This window comes from Marinomonas flavescens (assembly GCF_004352835.1).
In the GTDB taxonomy this organism is placed as follows: Bacteria; Pseudomonadota; Gammaproteobacteria; order Pseudomonadales; family Marinomonadaceae; genus Marinomonas; species Marinomonas flavescens.
This window is the reverse complement of the sequence record NZ_SJSB01000001.1, coordinates 44,724-61,820: the sequence shown is the minus strand read 5'-3', so window position 1 is coordinate 61,820 and position 17,097 is coordinate 44,724. Positions and strand designations below refer to the sequence as shown.

The 17,097-nt window shown below is 44.0% G+C and carries 14 protein-coding genes; 4 read left to right on the top strand and 10 right to left on the bottom strand.

The features are described from left to right. Window positions 1-104: 104 nt before the first annotated feature. Both E0D70_RS00280 and E0D70_RS00275 read left to right on the top strand, forming a co-directional pair. Complete coding sequence (locus E0D70_RS00280; protein ID WP_133010268.1) at window positions 105-1,352, top strand: cupin domain-containing protein; 1,248 nt, start codon at window positions 105-107, stop codon at window positions 1,350-1,352. Window positions 1,353-1,363: 11 nt separating this feature from the next. After that, window positions 1,364-1,780, top strand: coding sequence for a GNAT family N-acetyltransferase (locus E0D70_RS00275; protein WP_133010267.1), 417 nt, complete (start codon window positions 1,364-1,366; stop codon window positions 1,778-1,780). A 140-nt stretch (window positions 1,781-1,920) separates the two neighbouring features. On the opposite strand, the gene E0D70_RS00270 is transcribed toward E0D70_RS00275, so the two are convergent. Then, the gene (locus E0D70_RS00270) at window positions 1,921-2,541 is read right to left on the bottom strand and encodes a BamJ family beta-barrel-assembly machinery protein (RefSeq protein WP_133010266.1); all 621 of its coding nucleotides are present in this window, start codon (window positions 2,539-2,541) and stop codon (window positions 1,921-1,923) included. Window positions 2,542-2,976: 435 nt separating this feature from the next. Between E0D70_RS00270 and E0D70_RS00265 the strand changes: the two genes are divergently transcribed. Continuing rightward, complete coding sequence (locus E0D70_RS00265; protein ID WP_133010265.1) at window positions 2,977-3,459, top strand: universal stress protein; 483 nt, start codon at window positions 2,977-2,979, stop codon at window positions 3,457-3,459. Window positions 3,460-3,527: 68 nt separating this feature from the next. Next, window positions 3,528-5,501 carry a DNA topoisomerase III gene (locus E0D70_RS00260; protein WP_133010264.1) on the top strand — a complete coding sequence of 658 codons (1,974 nt, stop codon included), beginning with the start codon at window positions 3,528-3,530 and terminating at the stop codon, window positions 5,499-5,501. A 22-nt stretch (window positions 5,502-5,523) separates the two neighbouring features. Here the strand turns inward: E0D70_RS00260 and E0D70_RS00255 are convergent, their stop codons facing one another. The 9 genes from E0D70_RS00255 to E0D70_RS00220 form a co-directional block, all read right to left on the bottom strand. After that, a complete protein-coding gene (locus E0D70_RS00255; RefSeq protein ID WP_133010263.1) occupies window positions 5,524-6,144 on the bottom strand; it encodes a LysE family translocator in 621 nt (206 codons plus the stop codon). Between the two features lie 97 nt (window positions 6,145-6,241). Beyond that, window positions 6,242-7,033, bottom strand: coding sequence for a hypothetical protein (locus tag E0D70_RS00250; protein ID WP_133010262.1), 792 nt, complete (start codon window positions 7,031-7,033; stop codon window positions 6,242-6,244). 177 nt (window positions 7,034-7,210) lie between these two features. Further along, window positions 7,211-8,785 carry an inorganic phosphate transporter gene (locus tag E0D70_RS00245; protein ID WP_133010261.1) on the bottom strand — a complete coding sequence of 525 codons (1,575 nt, stop codon included), beginning with the start codon at window positions 8,783-8,785 and terminating at the stop codon, window positions 7,211-7,213. Window positions 8,786-9,041: 256 nt separating this feature from the next. After that, complete coding sequence (purU, locus tag E0D70_RS00240) at window positions 9,042-9,908, bottom strand: formyltetrahydrofolate deformylase (RefSeq protein ID WP_133010260.1); 867 nt, start codon at window positions 9,906-9,908, stop codon at window positions 9,042-9,044. A 1-nt stretch (window position 9,909) separates the two neighbouring features. Then, window positions 9,910-10,542: a sarcosine oxidase subunit gamma gene (locus E0D70_RS17530; protein WP_207923162.1), complete on the bottom strand. Its 633-nt coding sequence runs from the start codon at window positions 10,540-10,542 to the stop codon at window positions 9,910-9,912. Next, a complete protein-coding gene (locus E0D70_RS00235; RefSeq protein WP_207923161.1) occupies window positions 10,535-13,552 on the bottom strand; it encodes a sarcosine oxidase subunit alpha family protein in 3,018 nt (1,005 codons plus the stop codon). The genes E0D70_RS17530 and E0D70_RS00235 overlap by 8 nt, the downstream gene beginning before the upstream one ends. Continuing rightward, on the bottom strand, window positions 13,549-13,845 hold the full coding sequence (locus tag E0D70_RS00230) for a sarcosine oxidase subunit delta (RefSeq protein WP_133010259.1): 297 nt from the start codon (window positions 13,843-13,845) through the stop codon (window positions 13,549-13,551). The genes E0D70_RS00235 and E0D70_RS00230 overlap by 4 nt, the downstream gene beginning before the upstream one ends. Window positions 13,846-13,857: 12 nt before the next feature. After that, window positions 13,858-15,108, bottom strand: coding sequence for a sarcosine oxidase subunit beta family protein (locus E0D70_RS00225; RefSeq protein ID WP_133010258.1), 1,251 nt, complete (start codon window positions 15,106-15,108; stop codon window positions 13,858-13,860). Between the two features lie 60 nt (window positions 15,109-15,168). After that, window positions 15,169-16,551, bottom strand: coding sequence for an L-serine ammonia-lyase (locus E0D70_RS00220; RefSeq protein WP_133010257.1), 1,383 nt, complete (start codon window positions 16,549-16,551; stop codon window positions 15,169-15,171). Between the last annotated feature and the right edge of the window lie 546 nt (window positions 16,552-17,097).

Genomic DNA, 17,097 nt, shown 5'->3' with positions numbered 1-17,097 from the left:
TCCAAAAGCATCGTTAGTGCATTAATAACGTAAAAAGAGCCGATTTATCGGCTCTTTTTTGTCTCCCCCTTTTCGATTATCTCTTTTATTAGAGTGAGTAATTTATGATAGATTTAGACGCACCACTAACCATTTTAGGCGGCATGACGGCACGCACATTCTTGTCAGAATATTGGCAGAAAAAGCCTCTTTTGATTCGCTCTGGCTTAGTGGCTTTCGATGTTCCTTTGGATGCAGATGAATTAGCTGGCATGGCAATGGAAGATGGTGTCGAATCACGTATCGTAATAGAAAATGGACAATCTCCATGGGAGTTACGCCAAGGTCCATTTGACGAAGACGCTTTTGCGACACTACCAGAAAAAGAATGGACGTTATTAGTTCAAGCAGTTGACCACTGGGTACCTGAAGTCCAAGAACTAAAAGAGCGCTTTCAGTTTTTACCAAGCTGGCGCCTTGACGACGTTATGGTCAGTTACGCCACAGAAGGTGGTAGCGTTGGCCCACACTATGACCAGTACGATGTGTTTTTGGTACAGGTTGCTGGTAAACGACGCTGGCAAGTACTCGCACCAGATCAATATCAAGACACGTCTATACCAGATATCCCATTGCATATATTGGATAACTTCGACGTAGACAGCACAATGGATTGGGAGCTAGACGCAGGGGACATTCTCTACTTACCACCTAATTTTGCTCATAATGGGCGCTCACTGGACGACGATTGCATGACCTACTCAATCGGTTTTCGTGCACCAAGCATGCAAGACGCTTTAACCGGTATCCGAGACAAACTGTGTGACACCATCAATGAGAAAGATCGTTTTTCCGCACCTGAATCAGGCACTCGAGCCCATAGCGCCCAGATCAATCAAGAAGACATTACGTATTTACAAGCAGAACTTATACGCTTAATAAACCAGCCAGAGGTTCTTGCTCAATGGTTGGGAGAAACCATGAGCGACAGTAAATACCCTGAATTTTTAACGCCTCTGAATCAGCAAGAGCTTGAACAAGCTTATTCAAATGCTTTAGCTGGGCATACGTTTATCCGACCTGGCGATGCACGTATCAGTTATTACGACCCAGAGACATCAGAGTCAGAGAACCAACAAACACTTGAAGGGCTTGATGATCAGCCTGACAACACATCAAACATGACTGTATTTTGCAATGGCGATAGCTTAGTAATGAGCAGAGAGCTCGCTATTTTTGTACAAGCGGTTTGTAACGAAACGGAATTTGACTTTTCAGGACTAGATCTAGAGCAAGACAGCGACCTAATTCCTTTATTACGTTTCTTGATTCGCCAGCAAGGCCTTATTGAACTCACGGCTTCTGAAGAATAAAGGATAAGATTGTGAACGTATTAACCTCCGACTGGAACAGCAGTAAAGACCAACTTACCTTTGTTAGGAAGCAGGTTTTTATTATTGAACAAGGCATTCCGCCCGAAGCCGAATGGGACGAGCATGACAAAAACGCAGTGCATTTTGTCTCTTTCGGAACGACGGCAGTACCAACAGGGACCTGTCGGCTACTTCAAGATGGTCATATTGGGCGCTTAGCGGTTCTTCCTGCCTATCGCCTCCGAGGCTATGGCGACATGCTTTTACAAAAAGCCGTTCAAGTTGCACGAGAAATGGGGATCAAAAAGGTTTTTTTAGATGCTCAAGTGGAAGCCCAAGCCTTTTATGAAAAACACAATTTCACAACGGATGGTAAGGTGTTTTTAGAGGCGACTAAACTGCACATACGCATGGAAAGAGAGATCTAGGTTCCTACCCTGACTGTAAAAATAACCTTGTTAGCAGTCAGATAAACAAAAAAGCGAGCTGTCCTCTTCAGGTCAACTCGCTTTTTGGTATTCTTGATGAATTAAGCGACAGCGCTAATTAATCAATCATTAGGCCATTATTAAACTACAGCAATCAATTCAACATCAAACTGAAGAACAGAATGAGGTTGGATCATAGCGCCAGCGCCTTGTGCGCCGTAAGCCAATTCAGCAGGAATAGTAAGACGGTATTTTGCACCTTCTTTCATCAACTGAAGACCTTCAGTCCAACCAGCAATAACGCCAGTTAGAGGAAATTCAATTGGCTCGCCACGAGCAATTGAACTATCAAATACTTGACCGTCAAGCAGACGACCTTCGTAATGTACACGAACAGTAGACTCTAGAGCTGGTGTCGCGCCTGTACCTTCTTCAAGAACTTCAAACTGAAGACCACTTTCTGTTACTTGAATGCCGTCTTTAGCTTTGTTCTCTTCTAGGAAAGCCGCACCCGCTTGGATGTTTCCTTCAGAAGCTGTTCGAGTTTTTTCTTCCATTTTTGCTTGAAGTTCAGCAAAAGCGGCTTCAAGTTCAGCACCCGGAACGCGCATTTCTGCACCGTTCAATGAATCTTCGATCGCAGCAAAAAGATGCGTTAGAGACAATTCACCAAGATCGCTACCACGTAGTTGATCACCAATTTGACGACCAATGCCGTATGCGATTTTAGATTCGTTTGAGTCGAACGACAGTTCAGACATAGTTAACTCTCTTATCGGTTAAAAAATTGAGGCGGTATCATAACATAGGCCTCGCAGCAGAACATTAATGTCAAAGAGGCTGTAGAGAAGAAGTGCAAAATAGAGTCTATTAATGATATTGATTATCATTTACTATCGATGCAACAATATTGAACTAATAGTAGATAACGTATGAAAGCCAAGACCTTTATCCCGCACGTCATTAAAGATAACAGCTCAGAGAAATCTCGAGATTATTGGGGGCTTTTATTCGTAGGTATGATTTTTGTAATATCAATAGGCAGTTTCTTAATAGACAGCCATAGAGAAAATCAAAAAAAATACGACTCTGAACGTCCTATATACAAGAATATTACTATCAATTATTGATCTAGGTCAGCATAACAAAAAAAAATAGTTTTATACTTTGACCATAAACTAAAAAAGGAAATTAGCATGCTACCTCCAATTAAAAAAATTCTTTATGCGTCTGACTTAGAAAGTAAAACTCAGCCTGCATTAGGACTTGCTTTAAATATTGCTTTGGCTCATCAAGCAGAACTTATCATCATGCATTCAATGGAACCACTCAGCCCTCAAGCTGTTAACATGATTTACTACTACGTTCCTAAAGAAGCGTCAGAAAAAATGCATGAAGAAGCGGTTAAAAATGTAGAAGAACGCATGCAAGAAGAACTAACAAACTTTATGGATGCTAATAAAGAAGAATTAGCGACCCTAAGCACACCGCCAAAAACTATTGTCGTGCATGGCGTACCATCAGAAATCATTCAAGAGACTGCTGAGAAAAAAGGTGTCGACCTTATTATTATGAACAGCCGAACTCATAGTCGAATCGGTCAAATGGTCATCGGCTCTACCGCGAATAAAGTGATTCATAATAGTAAAATCCCTGTACTAGTAGTGCCAATTAAATAAATTCAGCCCTAGTAAGCTCACTACATCTTGGATACACTTAACTGTATATATAAACAGTAAGTGTATCTATGATTCTCTATATTGCCGAAAAACCCAGTCTTGCACGCGCTATCGCGGCCGCCCTTCCTACTCCTCAAAAAAAAGAGGATGGTTGCATATGGCTGCCCAATGGAGACTGTGTTAGTTGGTGCATCGGCCACTTACTCGAACAAGCTGAGCCTCACCACTATAATCCAGCTTTTAAATCATGGAGCTTGGATCACTTACCGATTATTCCTAGCGAATGGCAATGGCAAGAAAAAGCAGCAACCAAAAAGCAGCTATCTGTTCTTAAAAAACTGATAAAAAAAGCAACCACACTTGTTAATGCTGGAGACCCTGATCGTGAAGGTCAGTTGCTTGTTGATGAGGTTTTGCACTACAGCAAAGCATCAGCACAAAAGCTAAAATCGACCCAGCGCTTGCTGATAAATGACTTAACACCGTCAGCCGTAAAAAAAGCCCTCAACAATTTACGCCCTAACGCTGAATTCGCCGCATTATCACGATCTGCTCTTGGTAGAGCGCGAGCTGATTGGCTGTTTGGTCTCAACTTAACTCGCGCCTACACAATAAGAGGTCGTCAGGCTGGCTATCAAGGAGTTTTATCCATTGGACGAGTGCAAACCCCTGTCTTGGGACTTGTCGCAGCGAGAGATAAGGAAAGAGAAGACTTCGTAGCCAAAGATTTCTACCAAGTTTGGGCAAATATTGAAGATAAGAAAAGTAATAGATTTCGCGCAAAATGGCTACCTAGCGAGTCTTGCCAATCCTACATGGACGATGAAAATCGAGTTCTAAGCCTGCCTCTAGCAAAAAACGTAGCTTCTCGAATCACCAATAAACCGGCGATAGTGACGCAAGCAAATTACAAAAAAAAGAACCAACCCCCTCCTCTGCCTTACAGCTTATCTGCTTTACAGATTGACGCGGCAAAAGCATTTTCTCTCTCCGCTCAGCAAGTACTTGATATCTGCCAGACGCTCTATGAACGCCATCAGATGATTACTTATCCTAGGTCGGATTGTCGTTATTTGCCTAGCCAACAGCATAGAGATGCACCCAGCGTCATTAAAGCGCTCACTAACACTGAAGGCGAGATTGCTAAGGGCGCTGCATCCGCAGACGCAAGCAAAAAAAGCAAAGCTTGGAATGACAAGCAAGTGACTGCCCACCATGCCATTATCCCTACGACGCAATCTTACAAAATGGCGTCTTTGTCCAAAACAGAAAACTTAGTATTTAGCTTAATCGCACGTCAATATTTAATGCAGTTTTACCCCGATTACGATTACTTGGCATCACAGATAAAGCTGGAAATAGAAGGGGGCCAATTTGAAGCAAAAGGCAACACGCCAATATCACTTGGCTGGAAGACCTTGCTACCAAGAAAAAATAAAACGAATAACGATGAAGAACAAAGTGAACTACCGAAGCTCACTAAAGGGGAAGAAACCTGGTGCCATGAAGGTATTATTGATGAAAAGGTCACCACACCACCTGCGGCTTTTACTGATGCAACCTTGCTTGCTGCTATGACAGGAATCAGTCGTTTTGTCACGGATAAAGCGATACGTGCAATTTTGAAAGAAACCGATGGATTAGGTACTGAAGCAACCCGAGCCAGCATTATAGAACTGCTGTTTAAACGCGACTTTTTAATGCGCCAAGGAAAGCAAATACACGCTAGCAAAACAGGCCGTGCTTTTATTGATTGTTTACCACAGCAATTGGTTACTCCAGATATGACGGCAAAATGGGAATCCTCTCTTAATGCCATCAGTTTAGGGGAAGCTAGTTACCAAACTTTTATGCAAAATCTTGAGAAAAATTTAACAGAGCTTCTCGACAAATCCCGAGAAATGCCAACAGCGGCATTACAAAATCTGCCAGCGCCAGCAAAAAAAGCATTTACTAAGCGAAAGGCCTCAACCGGTAGGAAAACGACAAGCAAGAAAACAACAACTTCAAACGCAAGAAGACGCCCTAAAGCGTCTTCTTAACATACTATTTATTGGGTGCTCACTAGCCCATGGCCAGCCAACCACCTACGCAAATCATTAACGTGCCGGCTACACGGTTCATAATGCGTACATTGCCACTCTTCATCAATACCGACCTCAATGTTCGCCCACCTGTTGCATAAATAATCAAACAACTAAATTCAAGGCAGAGAATAATCGCCACTAGCACAGCCAGCTGACTTGCTAACGGTTTTGAAGAATCAAGAAAAGGCGGTAACAATGCAACAAAGAACGCCCATCCTTTTGGGTTGGCAATGGCCGTAATAAAACCTTGAGAAATCAACTCAAATGATGTGGCTGGAGCCCCTTTATGTTCTTCTGTTTTTATCGCCATTTTTCCTTTAGATAGCCACATCTGAATGCCGATATACGCTAAATAAAGCCCACCAATCGCTTTAAGAATAACAAAGGCCGTCGGATAATTAAGTAATAAAGCCGCGACACCAATGGCTGACAAGGTAGCAACGGTTGCAACACCTGTTAACTCTCCCAGCATCATCCATAACGCACGTTTCACACCTATGGTCATACCGAGTGTCATGGCTAACGTCATACACATTCCAGGCGTGATAGAGACAAAGAAGAAAGTTGGAATAAAAGCAGATAAAAGAGCTAGGTTCACACAGTATCCTTACTAACTTATAAATAAAATATCGTCGATTTACTGAGGACTTTACAGTAAGACGCCAAGAGTATAAAAATAACAGGAATGATTCAGTCTAGAAATGTTTCTTTTTCTTAAAACCCGTGTCATCGATGAAGTTATCCCATTCACGATTTAATCCATCTTCTGTAGGTTTTGTTTTCTTATCTTCTGTCGAGCCATCTGCACCATCTGTTTGCTTCATTGATAGTGTATCTTTAATTTCAGCAATGAGGCTATTGTATTGTTTTATCGTCGTTTTTGCTTCTGCTGTCTCTCTAATTGGAGAAAGCTGAGATATGGCTGCTTTATAGTTTTCTATCGCTTTATCATAGTTTCCTGATAGGAAAGACTGACGACCAACATAAGCATGAAAATCTGCATTTACCTTGTATTTATAAAACTGGATTAAACCTAAATAACGAGCAGACACGTCATGATTTAATGTTTTATCTTTCTCTGATTGTTTAAGAAAAAGATGAAAAGACTCAAATAAACGCTTTAGGCCTAAAATCAGTAACTCGTCATTAATGGGTTTGGCTCGTCTTTTTAGCTTACTCGTTTGAAATTCAGACATTTCTTCTACAAGGAACTTACGACGTCGAGTAATCGTTGCATCAGGCTGTACTGCGAGCAAATCATCGTAATAGGACACTAAACGAGAAAAAAGCCAAAGCCTCATATCTTTAGGTTGATATTGAGGAGGTATGTCATCTAAGTAACGGCGTACTTGACGAACATGATTATTCAAAGCCGCTATTTTTCTGACTTTTTCTAAACGTGCCTGCTCTTTAAGCTGGATAACAATAGCAAATACTATGAACCCGCCAATGGACAGCAAAAGAACAGAAATGATTACAACGGTCATACTCTAAGGTTTACTCTTTCAATGAAAAATAGCGTTAATATTTTGAGTTAAAGTCAGGATTACAAATACCTTCAAATGAATTGTTTATAAGCCGTACTTTTTTATAGCATAGAGCGGAGATTAGAGACACAAAAAAGGCCAGTTAAACTGGCCTTTTAGTAGATATGAATCAAAATTTTAACGAGAAACAGAGAAGCCTAAAAGCATATAGAACAACATAGCGGCTAATATACCCGAAGCAGGTACCGTAATAACCCAAGCCGCCGCAATTCGAATTAATGCAGAACGCTTTACTAACTCTTTCTTGGTTGCTTTTTTAAGCCCTTTTCGCTCTTCTTTAGAAATTGGAGAAGCATCACTTGCTGCTTTCAACTCTTTAAGAATAAGACGTTTTTTCTCGACGTCGGCCTCAGTAAAGCGTTTCACAAATAATTGCGTTTCTTCAATACCAAGACCTGCTTTTTGAGAATGCTTAATAATCGCTGCAATTTTCTTTTCATAAGACTCTTTCAAGTACTCACGTAGGAAACCTACACCAAAAATACCACCAACTGCGATATGCGTTGAACTGACTGGAAGACCCAGTTGCGACGCAATGATAACCGTAATAGATGCCGCCATCGCAACACAAAAAGCGCGAGTTTTATCAAGCTCGGTAATTTCAGAACCCACTGTTTTAATGAGTTTAGGGCCAAACAGAGCCAAGCCAATTGCAATACCAATACCACCAACGGCCATGATCCAAAGAGGAATCGGTGCGGTGCTCGAAACAGCCCCAGTCATTAATGCGTCATTAATGGCAGCCAAAGGCCCAATCGAGTTAGCTACGTCATTTGCACCGTGTGCAAAACTTAGTAGCGCGGCAGAAACAATCAATGGAATAGTAAATAAACTATTCACCGCATCTTTATTATTTTTCAAAGAGGCTGCTGTTTTATTAACCATAGGACGGACTAGGAAATAAGCCGTCAATGCAATTGCAAAACCAATTAATCCCGCTGTCATGATATCCAGCTTCCAAAGGTGCTTAAGACCTTTAAGAATTAGATACGTAGAAAAAGCCCAAACCATAAGAGCGACCAATAAAGGCACCGTCTTTTGGGCCGCAGCAATCATGTCATTTTTGTAAGTAATGGAGCGCTTAATATAGATGAGGAACAGCGCCGCAATCACCCCCCCTAAAACAGGGGAAATAACCCAACTTGCGACAATAGCAAGAAGCTGACTCCAGTTCGCTATATCCCAGCCACCAGCCGCAATACCAGCCCCTAACACACCACCAACGATAGAGTGTGTTGTTGACACTGGAGCGCCTAAATATGTTGCTAGGTTAAGCCAAATTGCGCCAGCAAGAAGAGCGGCCATCATGATCCAAATAAATGTCTCTGCGTTGGCGATCGCATCTGGATTAATAATGCCTTTTTTTATGGTGCCAACAACACTACCACCAGCAATCAGTGCACCTGCCGCTTCAAATAATGCGGCAATTAAAATGGCCCCAGTCATTGATAGAGCTTTAGAACCAACCGCTGGACCAACGTTATTAGCAACGTCATTGGCGCCGATATTGAGTGCCATATAAGCACCAATCGCAGCAGCAATCGCTAGAATTGAAAGATTAGAAACGCCAATGCCTTGCCATGATGCATAAAAGCCAGCGACGAAAATGAAAGCCAAGGCTATCAAGACACGAATTAGTTCGTTTCCACCCCACAGGGTAGTTTCTTCTTTCGGGTTATTTGTAAGATCCATAGAGGCTCATCTTTACTGATTAATCTATACCAAACCGCTTTTCACTGAACCCAATATAGCAAAAAGAGAAATGCCTACCTTAGCAATATTAGAATTTGGCTCTTAGTTCATCCTGTCACATTTCTTTCATGAAATGCTTTCCGGCGCCATTCTACACTGAGGTACATAATATAAAAACCCTAGAAATATTACATTTTCATGTCAGCCATTATCCATTTAAAAAGTGCCCTCTCAGGCACTTATTTAAAAGGATAATCTAGCGAAAAACGACCGTTCGATTACCATTGGGGAAAACTCTTCGCTCACAGTGCAGCTGAACGGCTCGCGCCAAGGCAATACACTCTGCATCCTGCCCTCTTTCCACCATATCCTCAGGGTAATAAGTATGATCCACGGGTTCAACAACTTGTTCGATAATAGGGCCTTCATCCAAATCATTGTTAACATAGTGTGCTGTTGCGCCCACTAATTTAACACCACGATTATGTGCCTGATGATAGGGTTTGGCCCCTTTGAAACCTGGCAACAAAGAGTGGTGTATATTAATTGCTTTATGCTCTAAAAAATCACACATATCCGGTGATAAAACCTGCATATATCGCGCTAACACCACCAATTCTGAATCGGTCTCTTTCATCACCTGGCGCACTTTCTTTTCTTGGTCCACCTTAGTTTCTGCCGTAATGGGGAAATGGTAGTAAGGAATACCGTGCCATTTCGCCAATTCTTCCAAATCAGGGTGGTTCGAGATAATCGCAGGGATATCAATTTTCAATTGATTCGTGCGATAGCGATAAAGTAAATCATTCAAGCAGTGTGCGTATTTCGACACCATGATCAATACTTTAGGGCGTGTTGCCGCATCGAACATGTCCCATTTCATATCAAAGGACTTAGCTCGATCATCAAATTCCTGACGAAAAGCAACCAAGGCTTCTTCGTTTTCAGGCTGGAATTTAAATTCCGCTCGAATAAAGAAACGACGATTAAATTGATCATCAAAAGATTGAACATCGACCACGTAGCAACATTTATCGAACAGAAAACGAGTCAGTACATCTACAGTACCGATTTCACTTCCACAGCTGGCAGTAATAATAAAATTCCCAGATAATCGAGGCATACTAAGCTCCTTTTACCATAAGACCGAATTCTGCTGATGCATCCTCTAGCCAACGCCAGACATAGTCTGCGAAGCTGCGGCGTACCACCATCAAATATGTCCCTTCTATTTGATGATGAAGTACAACGGTGGCCTTGCCGAAATGCGTGGTCACCACCTTACCAACAGGAAAACACGCTTCCACATCATAACCACAACTTTTTTGCAGCACTTCGCGAACCGCCTCACCTGAAAGCGTCATCAAGGTTTGACCACCTGACACATCAACCACCGCAAAATGACCGGTCAACTCAGCACGCAGCGAAGCTTCTACCGCCGCTGGTGCTAAATTTGGCGCCAAAATAAGCCATTCATTTGGGCCTATCCAAAAGACATAATAACTGTCCGATGCATGACTGGTTAATGGCGTTAACGGTAGAGCAACCCCTAAGGCTTTTTCCACACCCGCTAAGAAATCAGCGTTGTCTGGATTGCCTCTTAACGTCAGTTGTGCGCAAAACGCCACTTCGTTGAAAGCCACTTTCGCCATCTCTGCGTTAGGGTGGATAATATGATGCAAGGGGGTTTCACGTCGTGTCGCTCCTTGCGTATTTTCAGCGCGCGCTGAGAAGTCAAAGGTCGTTAAATTAGACATTTTGGCGCTCTCCTTTTGGGTCGTAAAACACATAATCACAAATTTCTGCTTCGATAACACGGCCATCGGCTAGAGGAAAATACAAGGTTTCCCCTTTATGACTGTGACCTTCTTTGATCACCGCCAGTGCGATCGAACGTCCCACTACTGCACTGTAATAACTCGAGGTCACATGACCCACCATAGTCATCGGAATCGCTTGTTTTGGATCCCAAACGGCTTGCGCGCCTTCTGGTAACACCTCATCACTGTTCTTCGTTTTTAATCCGACATATTGCTTGCGGTCTGTTTTCTGCGTATCCGAACGATCAAAAGAACGCTTACCAATAAAACTAAATTCTTTGTTTTTACCTACGCACCATCCCATGTCCATATCGTAAGGCGTCACTGATCCATCCGTGTCTTGACCAACGATAATAAAGCCTTTTTCTGCACGCAGTACATGCATCGTCTCGGTACCGTAAGGCGTGATACCAAACTCTTCTCCGGCCGCTATTACGGCTTCCCAGACGAACATTCCATCGTTTGCTGGCACGTTAATCTCATAAGACAATTCGCCCGTGAAACTGATACGGAACACTCTCGCGGTAACGCCTGCTACTGTGCCATCGCGCCAATCCATAAACTTAAAGGCGTCTTTATCTAGCTCAATATCATTACAGACCTTGGCTAAAACTTTGCGCGCATTTGGCCCTGAAATGGTCATGGTTGACCAATGGTCCGTTACTGATGTCATAAAGACATCTAACTCAGGCCATTCCGTTTGGTGCCATAACTCCAACCATTCCAATACGTTGGCAGCGCCGCCTGTTGTCGTTGTCAAAATAAAGTGATCATCCGCTAAACAAGAGGTGACCCCATCGTCCATGATCATGCCGTCTTCTTTTAACATCAGACCATAGCGACATTTGCCTACAGCCAATTTAGACCAAGCATTGGTGTAAACTCGGTTCAAAAATTCGCGCGCATCTTTGCCTTGAATATCAATTTTACCCAAGGTAGAAGCGTCTAAAATCCCCACGCTGCTTCGTGTCGCTAAACACTCACGGTTTAATGATTGCTGCATGGTTTCACCCGGTTTCGGGTAATACCAAGGGCGTTTCCATTGACCAACATCTTCAAACAAAGCGCCATTATCCACATGCCATTGATGCATCGCTGTGTAGCGTTCAGGATCAAACAATGAACCTGCATCACGACCCGCTAAGGCACCAAACGTAGAAGGGGTATAAGACGGTCTAAAAATCGTCGTGCCGGTTTCTTCGATACTCTTACCCAGTGAGCGAGCGGCAATCGCCATCCCGTTCACATTGCCAAGCTTACCTTGATCAGTACCAAAGCCCATGGCGGTATAACGTTTAACGTGTTCAATCGACTCGAAACCTTCACGAGTTGCCAGCTCAATACCAGCCGCCGTTACATCATTTTGCAAATCAACAAACTGCTTAGGTGCACGGCTAATATTTTTCTTATGTGGTACTAAAAACAAAGCCTGCGCCTTGCCTTCTGCCAACCACTCAACTGACGGTTTAGCCACCAGCAATTCACCTTCGCCAAAACCTGCTTGCGCCGCCGCTTTACTGCCGGTTTCCAGTCCATTATTAATACAATCAGCTAATTGATGATCGCCGACAATCGAGCCCACACAGTGTTGCGCCTGTAAGGCTTTACCCGGCACAAAACCAATAATGTCATCAGACCAAACCGGGCGAGATCCTGTATGACAACTTAAATGTACGACTGGACTCCAACCACCTGAGGTAGCGACCGTATCGCAATCGTAATTTTGAATATCTCCTGTCACCCGATCGCCTTGAACACTGATCGGTGCTACAGAGGCGGTATAGACGCGACGGCCACCCTTCACTTCTGTCACCCCATGACCAAACCACACGTTAATCCCTAACGCCTTGGCTTCCGCCACTAGTGCGCCATCAGAATCGGTACGCGAGTCCGCAATACCCACCACATGGCGACCTGCTTTTGACCACTCTATTGCCGCTAAATAGCCACTGTCATTGGCAGTAGAAACAATCAATTTATGACCTGGAACCACCGCGTAGCGCTTAATATAAGTTGTCACTGAAGACGCTAACATCACTCCAGGTACATCGTTGTTGGCAAATACCAATGGTCGCTCTTGGGCGCCTGCCGCTAAAATTACCTGTTTAGCTCGAATCCGATGAGAACGTTGACGCGTTCCTGAGACGGCACGCTCACCAAGATGATCAGTACGACGCTCGATAGCCACTAGGAAATTATGATCGAAGTAGCCCATTACCGTCGTTTTACACAAGACCTTCACATTGCTCATAGCGCTCAGTTCGGCGACGATTTCTGCCAACCATAAGCTGCCAGACGAGCCATTGATCGTTTGATCAAACGTTAATAAATGACCGCCCATTTCATTCTGTTCATCGGCAATAATGACCCTAGCACCGGTTTTTGCGGCAGCGTAAGCCGCACTCAAGCCCGCTGGTCCACCCCCCACCACCATCACATCGCAATGCTGATTTAGCTTATCGTAGGTGTCTGGATCCGGCGCGGTTGGCGCCTTACCAAGCCCCGCGGCTTTACGAATGAAATGCTCATAAGTCATCCACAATTTTTGTGGGTACATAAAAGTCTTGTAGTAAAACCCCGGCGGCATCATGGCGCCGGCTTTTCCTAAATAAGACATCAGGTCGAAATTTACGTTTGGCCAACCCGACACCGGATTTGAGACCAAACCCGCATACAACTCCTGCTGTGTCGCCCGCACATTGGGTACAGTAGAATCACCACTGCCCAATTGAATTACGCCATTTGGCTCTTCGCTACCATGGCCTGTAATACCGCGCGCACGAGAGTATTTGAAACTACGACCTACTACGTCTACCCCATTGGCTAATAGCGCCGAGGCTAACGTATCCCCTTCATAACCTGTATAAGTCTGACCAGCAAAGCTAAAGTTTAATACTTTATTACGGTCAATACGGCCCCCTTGGGCTAAGCGATTTTTCTGGCTCATTCCGTCTCTTCCTTAGCGGTTACTGCTGGTGTTTCACCTATTTTATAGGTTTCGTAAATATCATAAGTAACGGTGTTACGAGTGACGTTAAAAAAACGTCGGCAACCACTGACGTGGTACCACATTTCATGATGAATGCCTTTGGGGTTATGACGGAAAAACAAGTAATCCCCCCACTCTTTATCCGATAATGACTCAGGGTCTTTAGGGCGAACAATGTGCGCTTGACCACGATAATGAAACTCGTCTTCTTCACGGAGTTCCTGACAATAAGGACAAAATAAATGCAACATAAAACAGATCTCCTAGTGAGCCACACCAGCGGCGCCATGTTCGTCAATAAGGTGCCCCGAATGGAAGCGATCAATGCTAAAAGGTTTAGCCAGCGGATGCGGCTCATCCTTGGCGATGGTATGAGCAAAGACATTGCCAGACCCAGGCGTGGCTTTAAAACCACCGGTGCCCCAGCCACAGTTAAAATACAAACCTGGAATGTGTGTTTTGGAGATGATCGGGCTAGCATCCGGTGTCGTATCGACAATCCCACCCCAAGCGCGGTTCATTCGCACTCGCCTAACGTCGGGGAACATTTCACAAATGGCCGCTAAAGTATGCTCAATCACTGGAAAAGACCCTCGTTGACCATATCCGGTATAACTGTCAATGCCGGCACCGATGACCAAATCGCCTTTATCCGACTGACTCATATAGCCGTGTACGGCATTGGACATTACAACGGTATCTAAAATCGGTTTGATCGGCTCAGACACACATGCCTGCAATGGATGACTTTCAATAGGCAGCTCCATACCCACCATCTTCGCCAATAACGACGAGCTACCCGCGGTGACACAGGCCACTTTCTTCGCCGCAATAAAGCCTCGATTGGTTTCTACGCCACATACAGCGCCTTCATGACGACGAATGCCGATGACTTCCGTTTGCTGCAACAAATCAACACCCAGTGAATCTGCCGCGCGAGCAAATCCCCATGCGACAGCATCATGGCGTGCCACACCGCCACGAGCTTGCCAAGAAGCACCCAAAACAGGGTAACGAGCGCGATCTGAACAATCCAATAGTGGGCAAATATCTTTCACCTGTTTGGCGTTTAATACCTCGCCATCAATACCATTGAGTCGGTTAGCATTAACGCGACGTTCAATGTCTCTCATATCCTGTAAGTTGTGACCAAGATTCAACACACCCCGTGGTGAATACATCACGTTATAGTTTAAATCTTGGCTCAAGCCTTCCCACAATTTCATCGAGTGTTCGAATAAATGAGCCGCTTCATCCCAAAGGTAATTAGAACGAAGAATCGTTGTATTACGGGCGGTATTCCCTCCGCCTAAATAGCCTTTTTCAACCACGGCAACATTGGTAATACCATGCTCTTTAGCAAGATAATAAGCCGTTGCTAAACCGTGCCCTCCACCACCAATGATCACCACATCATAGACATCCTTCGGAGTCGGATTGCGCCATACTTTCTGCCAATTCTCATGATGACTTAACGCATGTTTAAACAGACTAAACACTGAATAACGACTCATAACACCATCCTATAATCTCGATGACACAGTTCTAAAATTGATTGTTACTGACCTATAAGATCAGCACTCAATGACATTAACAGCGAGCCCTCCTCGGGAGGTTTCTTTGTACTTATCGTTCATATCGCGGCCCGTATCCCGCATCGTTCGGATCACCTTATCTAAAGAAACGTAATGAGTACCGTCACCTCGGATCGCCATGGAAGCGGAGTTAATTGCCTTCATCGCTCCCATCGCATTACGTTCGATACACGGCACTTGCACAAGACCACCTATCGGATCACAGGTCAGCCCTAAGTTATGCTCCATGCCAATTTCTGCTGCATTTTCAATTTGTTCTGGAGAGCCACCTGTCGCAGCGGCCAATCCCGCCGCGGCCATCGCACACGCAGAGCCCACCTCACCCTGACAGCCCACTTCGGCACCAGAAATAGACGCATTTTCTTTGAACAACATGCCTATCGCCGCCGCCGTCAAGAAAAACTCTATGATGCCGTCTTCACTAGAACGCGGACAAAACTCCCAGTAATAGTGCAAGACGGCCGGAATAATGCCCGCTGCGCCATTGGTTGGTGCTGTCACAACGCGCCCACCGGCGGCATTTTCTTCATTCACCGCCAAGGCATACAAGTTCACCCAATCCAGCGCGCCCAGAGAAGGCGTAATCATGTCCATGCGTGTTTTACTGGATAAATCCCGATACAAGCTGGCCGCGCGACGCTTTACCTTCAATCCGCCAGGTAAAATGCCTTCATTTCGCATGCCATTTTTGACACACTCTTCCATAATTTTCCAGATGCCTAGAATACCTTCTCGTATCGCGGCTTCATTGCGCCAGACTTTTTCATTTTCCAGCATGATCTGAGCGATGCTCATGTCATGGGTTTTGCACAGACCAATTAAGGTTTCTGCACTGTGAAACTCAAAAGGCAAGACGGTACTGTCTTCCACTAGCTCGACATCACCCTGTTCATTTTCCTGAACGATAAAACCACCGCCAACCGAATAAAAAGTCGACCGGTGTAAAGAGTGCCCATCTGCATCAAAGGCCTCTAACACCATGCCATTAGCATGAAAATCAAGACGGTCGATGCGGTGATAAATCAAATCGGCTTGTACGTCGATCGCGACCACGTGTTTGGCCAGCAGTTTGATCAATGAGCTGGACTCTATGTCGGCCACACGTCCATCAATAATACTTGGGTCAACCACATCCGGGAGCGCCCCTTCTAAACCCATCAATACCGCTTTACCGGTACCATGCCCTTTACCCGTTGCACCCAAAGAACCATACAAATCGATCTTTAGGCGCGCGACTTGAGACATTACATGCAATGTCTCAAGTTGGTGAGCAAACTGATTCGCTGCCACCATTGGACCCACGGTATGTGAACTGGATGGGCCAATACCTACTTTAAAAAGATCAAACATACTGATTGCCATGAACTTGCCTTCTACTTTTATCTAAAATGCAAAATTAGCGATAAGCTAATATTGATGAGTTGTTATTTTTGTATCAGTACAAGAACAAAGACTCATCTAGAGAGCAACCAAATTTTTCTGATATCACGTATTTCGTAGCAAACTAAAAACAAGGATTAATGCGAAATACACGATCATTTGATTGTTCCAAAAAGGTACTTTATTTAAGTCGATATTGTGTGTTGCCCCCCGATAACTCGTTTACCTGAAAACGACACTTTTATGTCTCCATACTCCCAAATCAATAAACAAGTCTTACTAGGGCTCTCTTTTGTCCTCAAATTTCTGTTTTTTACACTTAGAAATCCGAGAGAAGGCTGCTAAATCATTTTCTAAGACTAATATTCAAGGTCTCGTATTTAGGAAAAACACGTTTTTCGCAGCGATAATGGCAGTCATTTTTGGTTTAAAAAACTCACTATTTGATCAATAAAAACTCAATATTTTATGAAATAACAAAAAATGACCTTTTTTTGTGCACAATAAGCATAAAATATGAACTTTATC

Coding starts and splice junctions, on each gene's coding strand:
- E0D70_RS00280 (WP_133010268.1), top strand. CDS start 105: ATGATAGATTTAGACGCACCACTAACCATTTTAGGCGGCATGACGGCA.
- E0D70_RS00270 (WP_133010266.1), bottom strand. CDS start 2,541: ATGTCTGAACTGTCGTTCGACTCAAACGAATCTAAAATCGCATACGGC.
- E0D70_RS00265 (WP_133010265.1), top strand. CDS start 2,977: ATGCTACCTCCAATTAAAAAAATTCTTTATGCGTCTGACTTAGAAAGT.
- E0D70_RS00260 (WP_133010264.1), top strand. CDS start 3,528: ATGATTCTCTATATTGCCGAAAAACCCAGTCTTGCACGCGCTATCGCG.
- E0D70_RS00250 (WP_133010262.1), bottom strand. CDS start 7,033: ATGACCGTTGTAATCATTTCTGTTCTTTTGCTGTCCATTGGCGGGTTC.
- E0D70_RS00245 (WP_133010261.1), bottom strand. CDS start 8,785: ATGGATCTTACAAATAACCCGAAAGAAGAAACTACCCTGTGGGGTGGA.
- purU (WP_133010260.1), bottom strand. CDS start 9,908: ATGCCTCGATTATCTGGGAATTTTATTATTACTGCCAGCTGTGGAAGT.
- E0D70_RS17530 (WP_207923162.1), bottom strand. CDS start 10,542: ATGTCTAATTTAACGACCTTTGACTTCTCAGCGCGCGCTGAAAATACG.
- E0D70_RS00235 (WP_207923161.1), bottom strand. CDS start 13,552: ATGAGCCAGAAAAATCGCTTAGCCCAAGGGGGCCGTATTGACCGTAAT.
- E0D70_RS00230 (WP_133010259.1), bottom strand. CDS start 13,845: ATGTTGCATTTATTTTGTCCTTATTGTCAGGAACTCCGTGAAGAAGAC.
- E0D70_RS00225 (WP_133010258.1), bottom strand. CDS start 15,108: ATGAGTCGTTATTCAGTGTTTAGTCTGTTTAAACATGCGTTAAGTCAT.
- E0D70_RS00220 (WP_133010257.1), bottom strand. CDS start 16,551: ATGGCAATCAGTATGTTTGATCTTTTTAAAGTAGGTATTGGCCCATCC.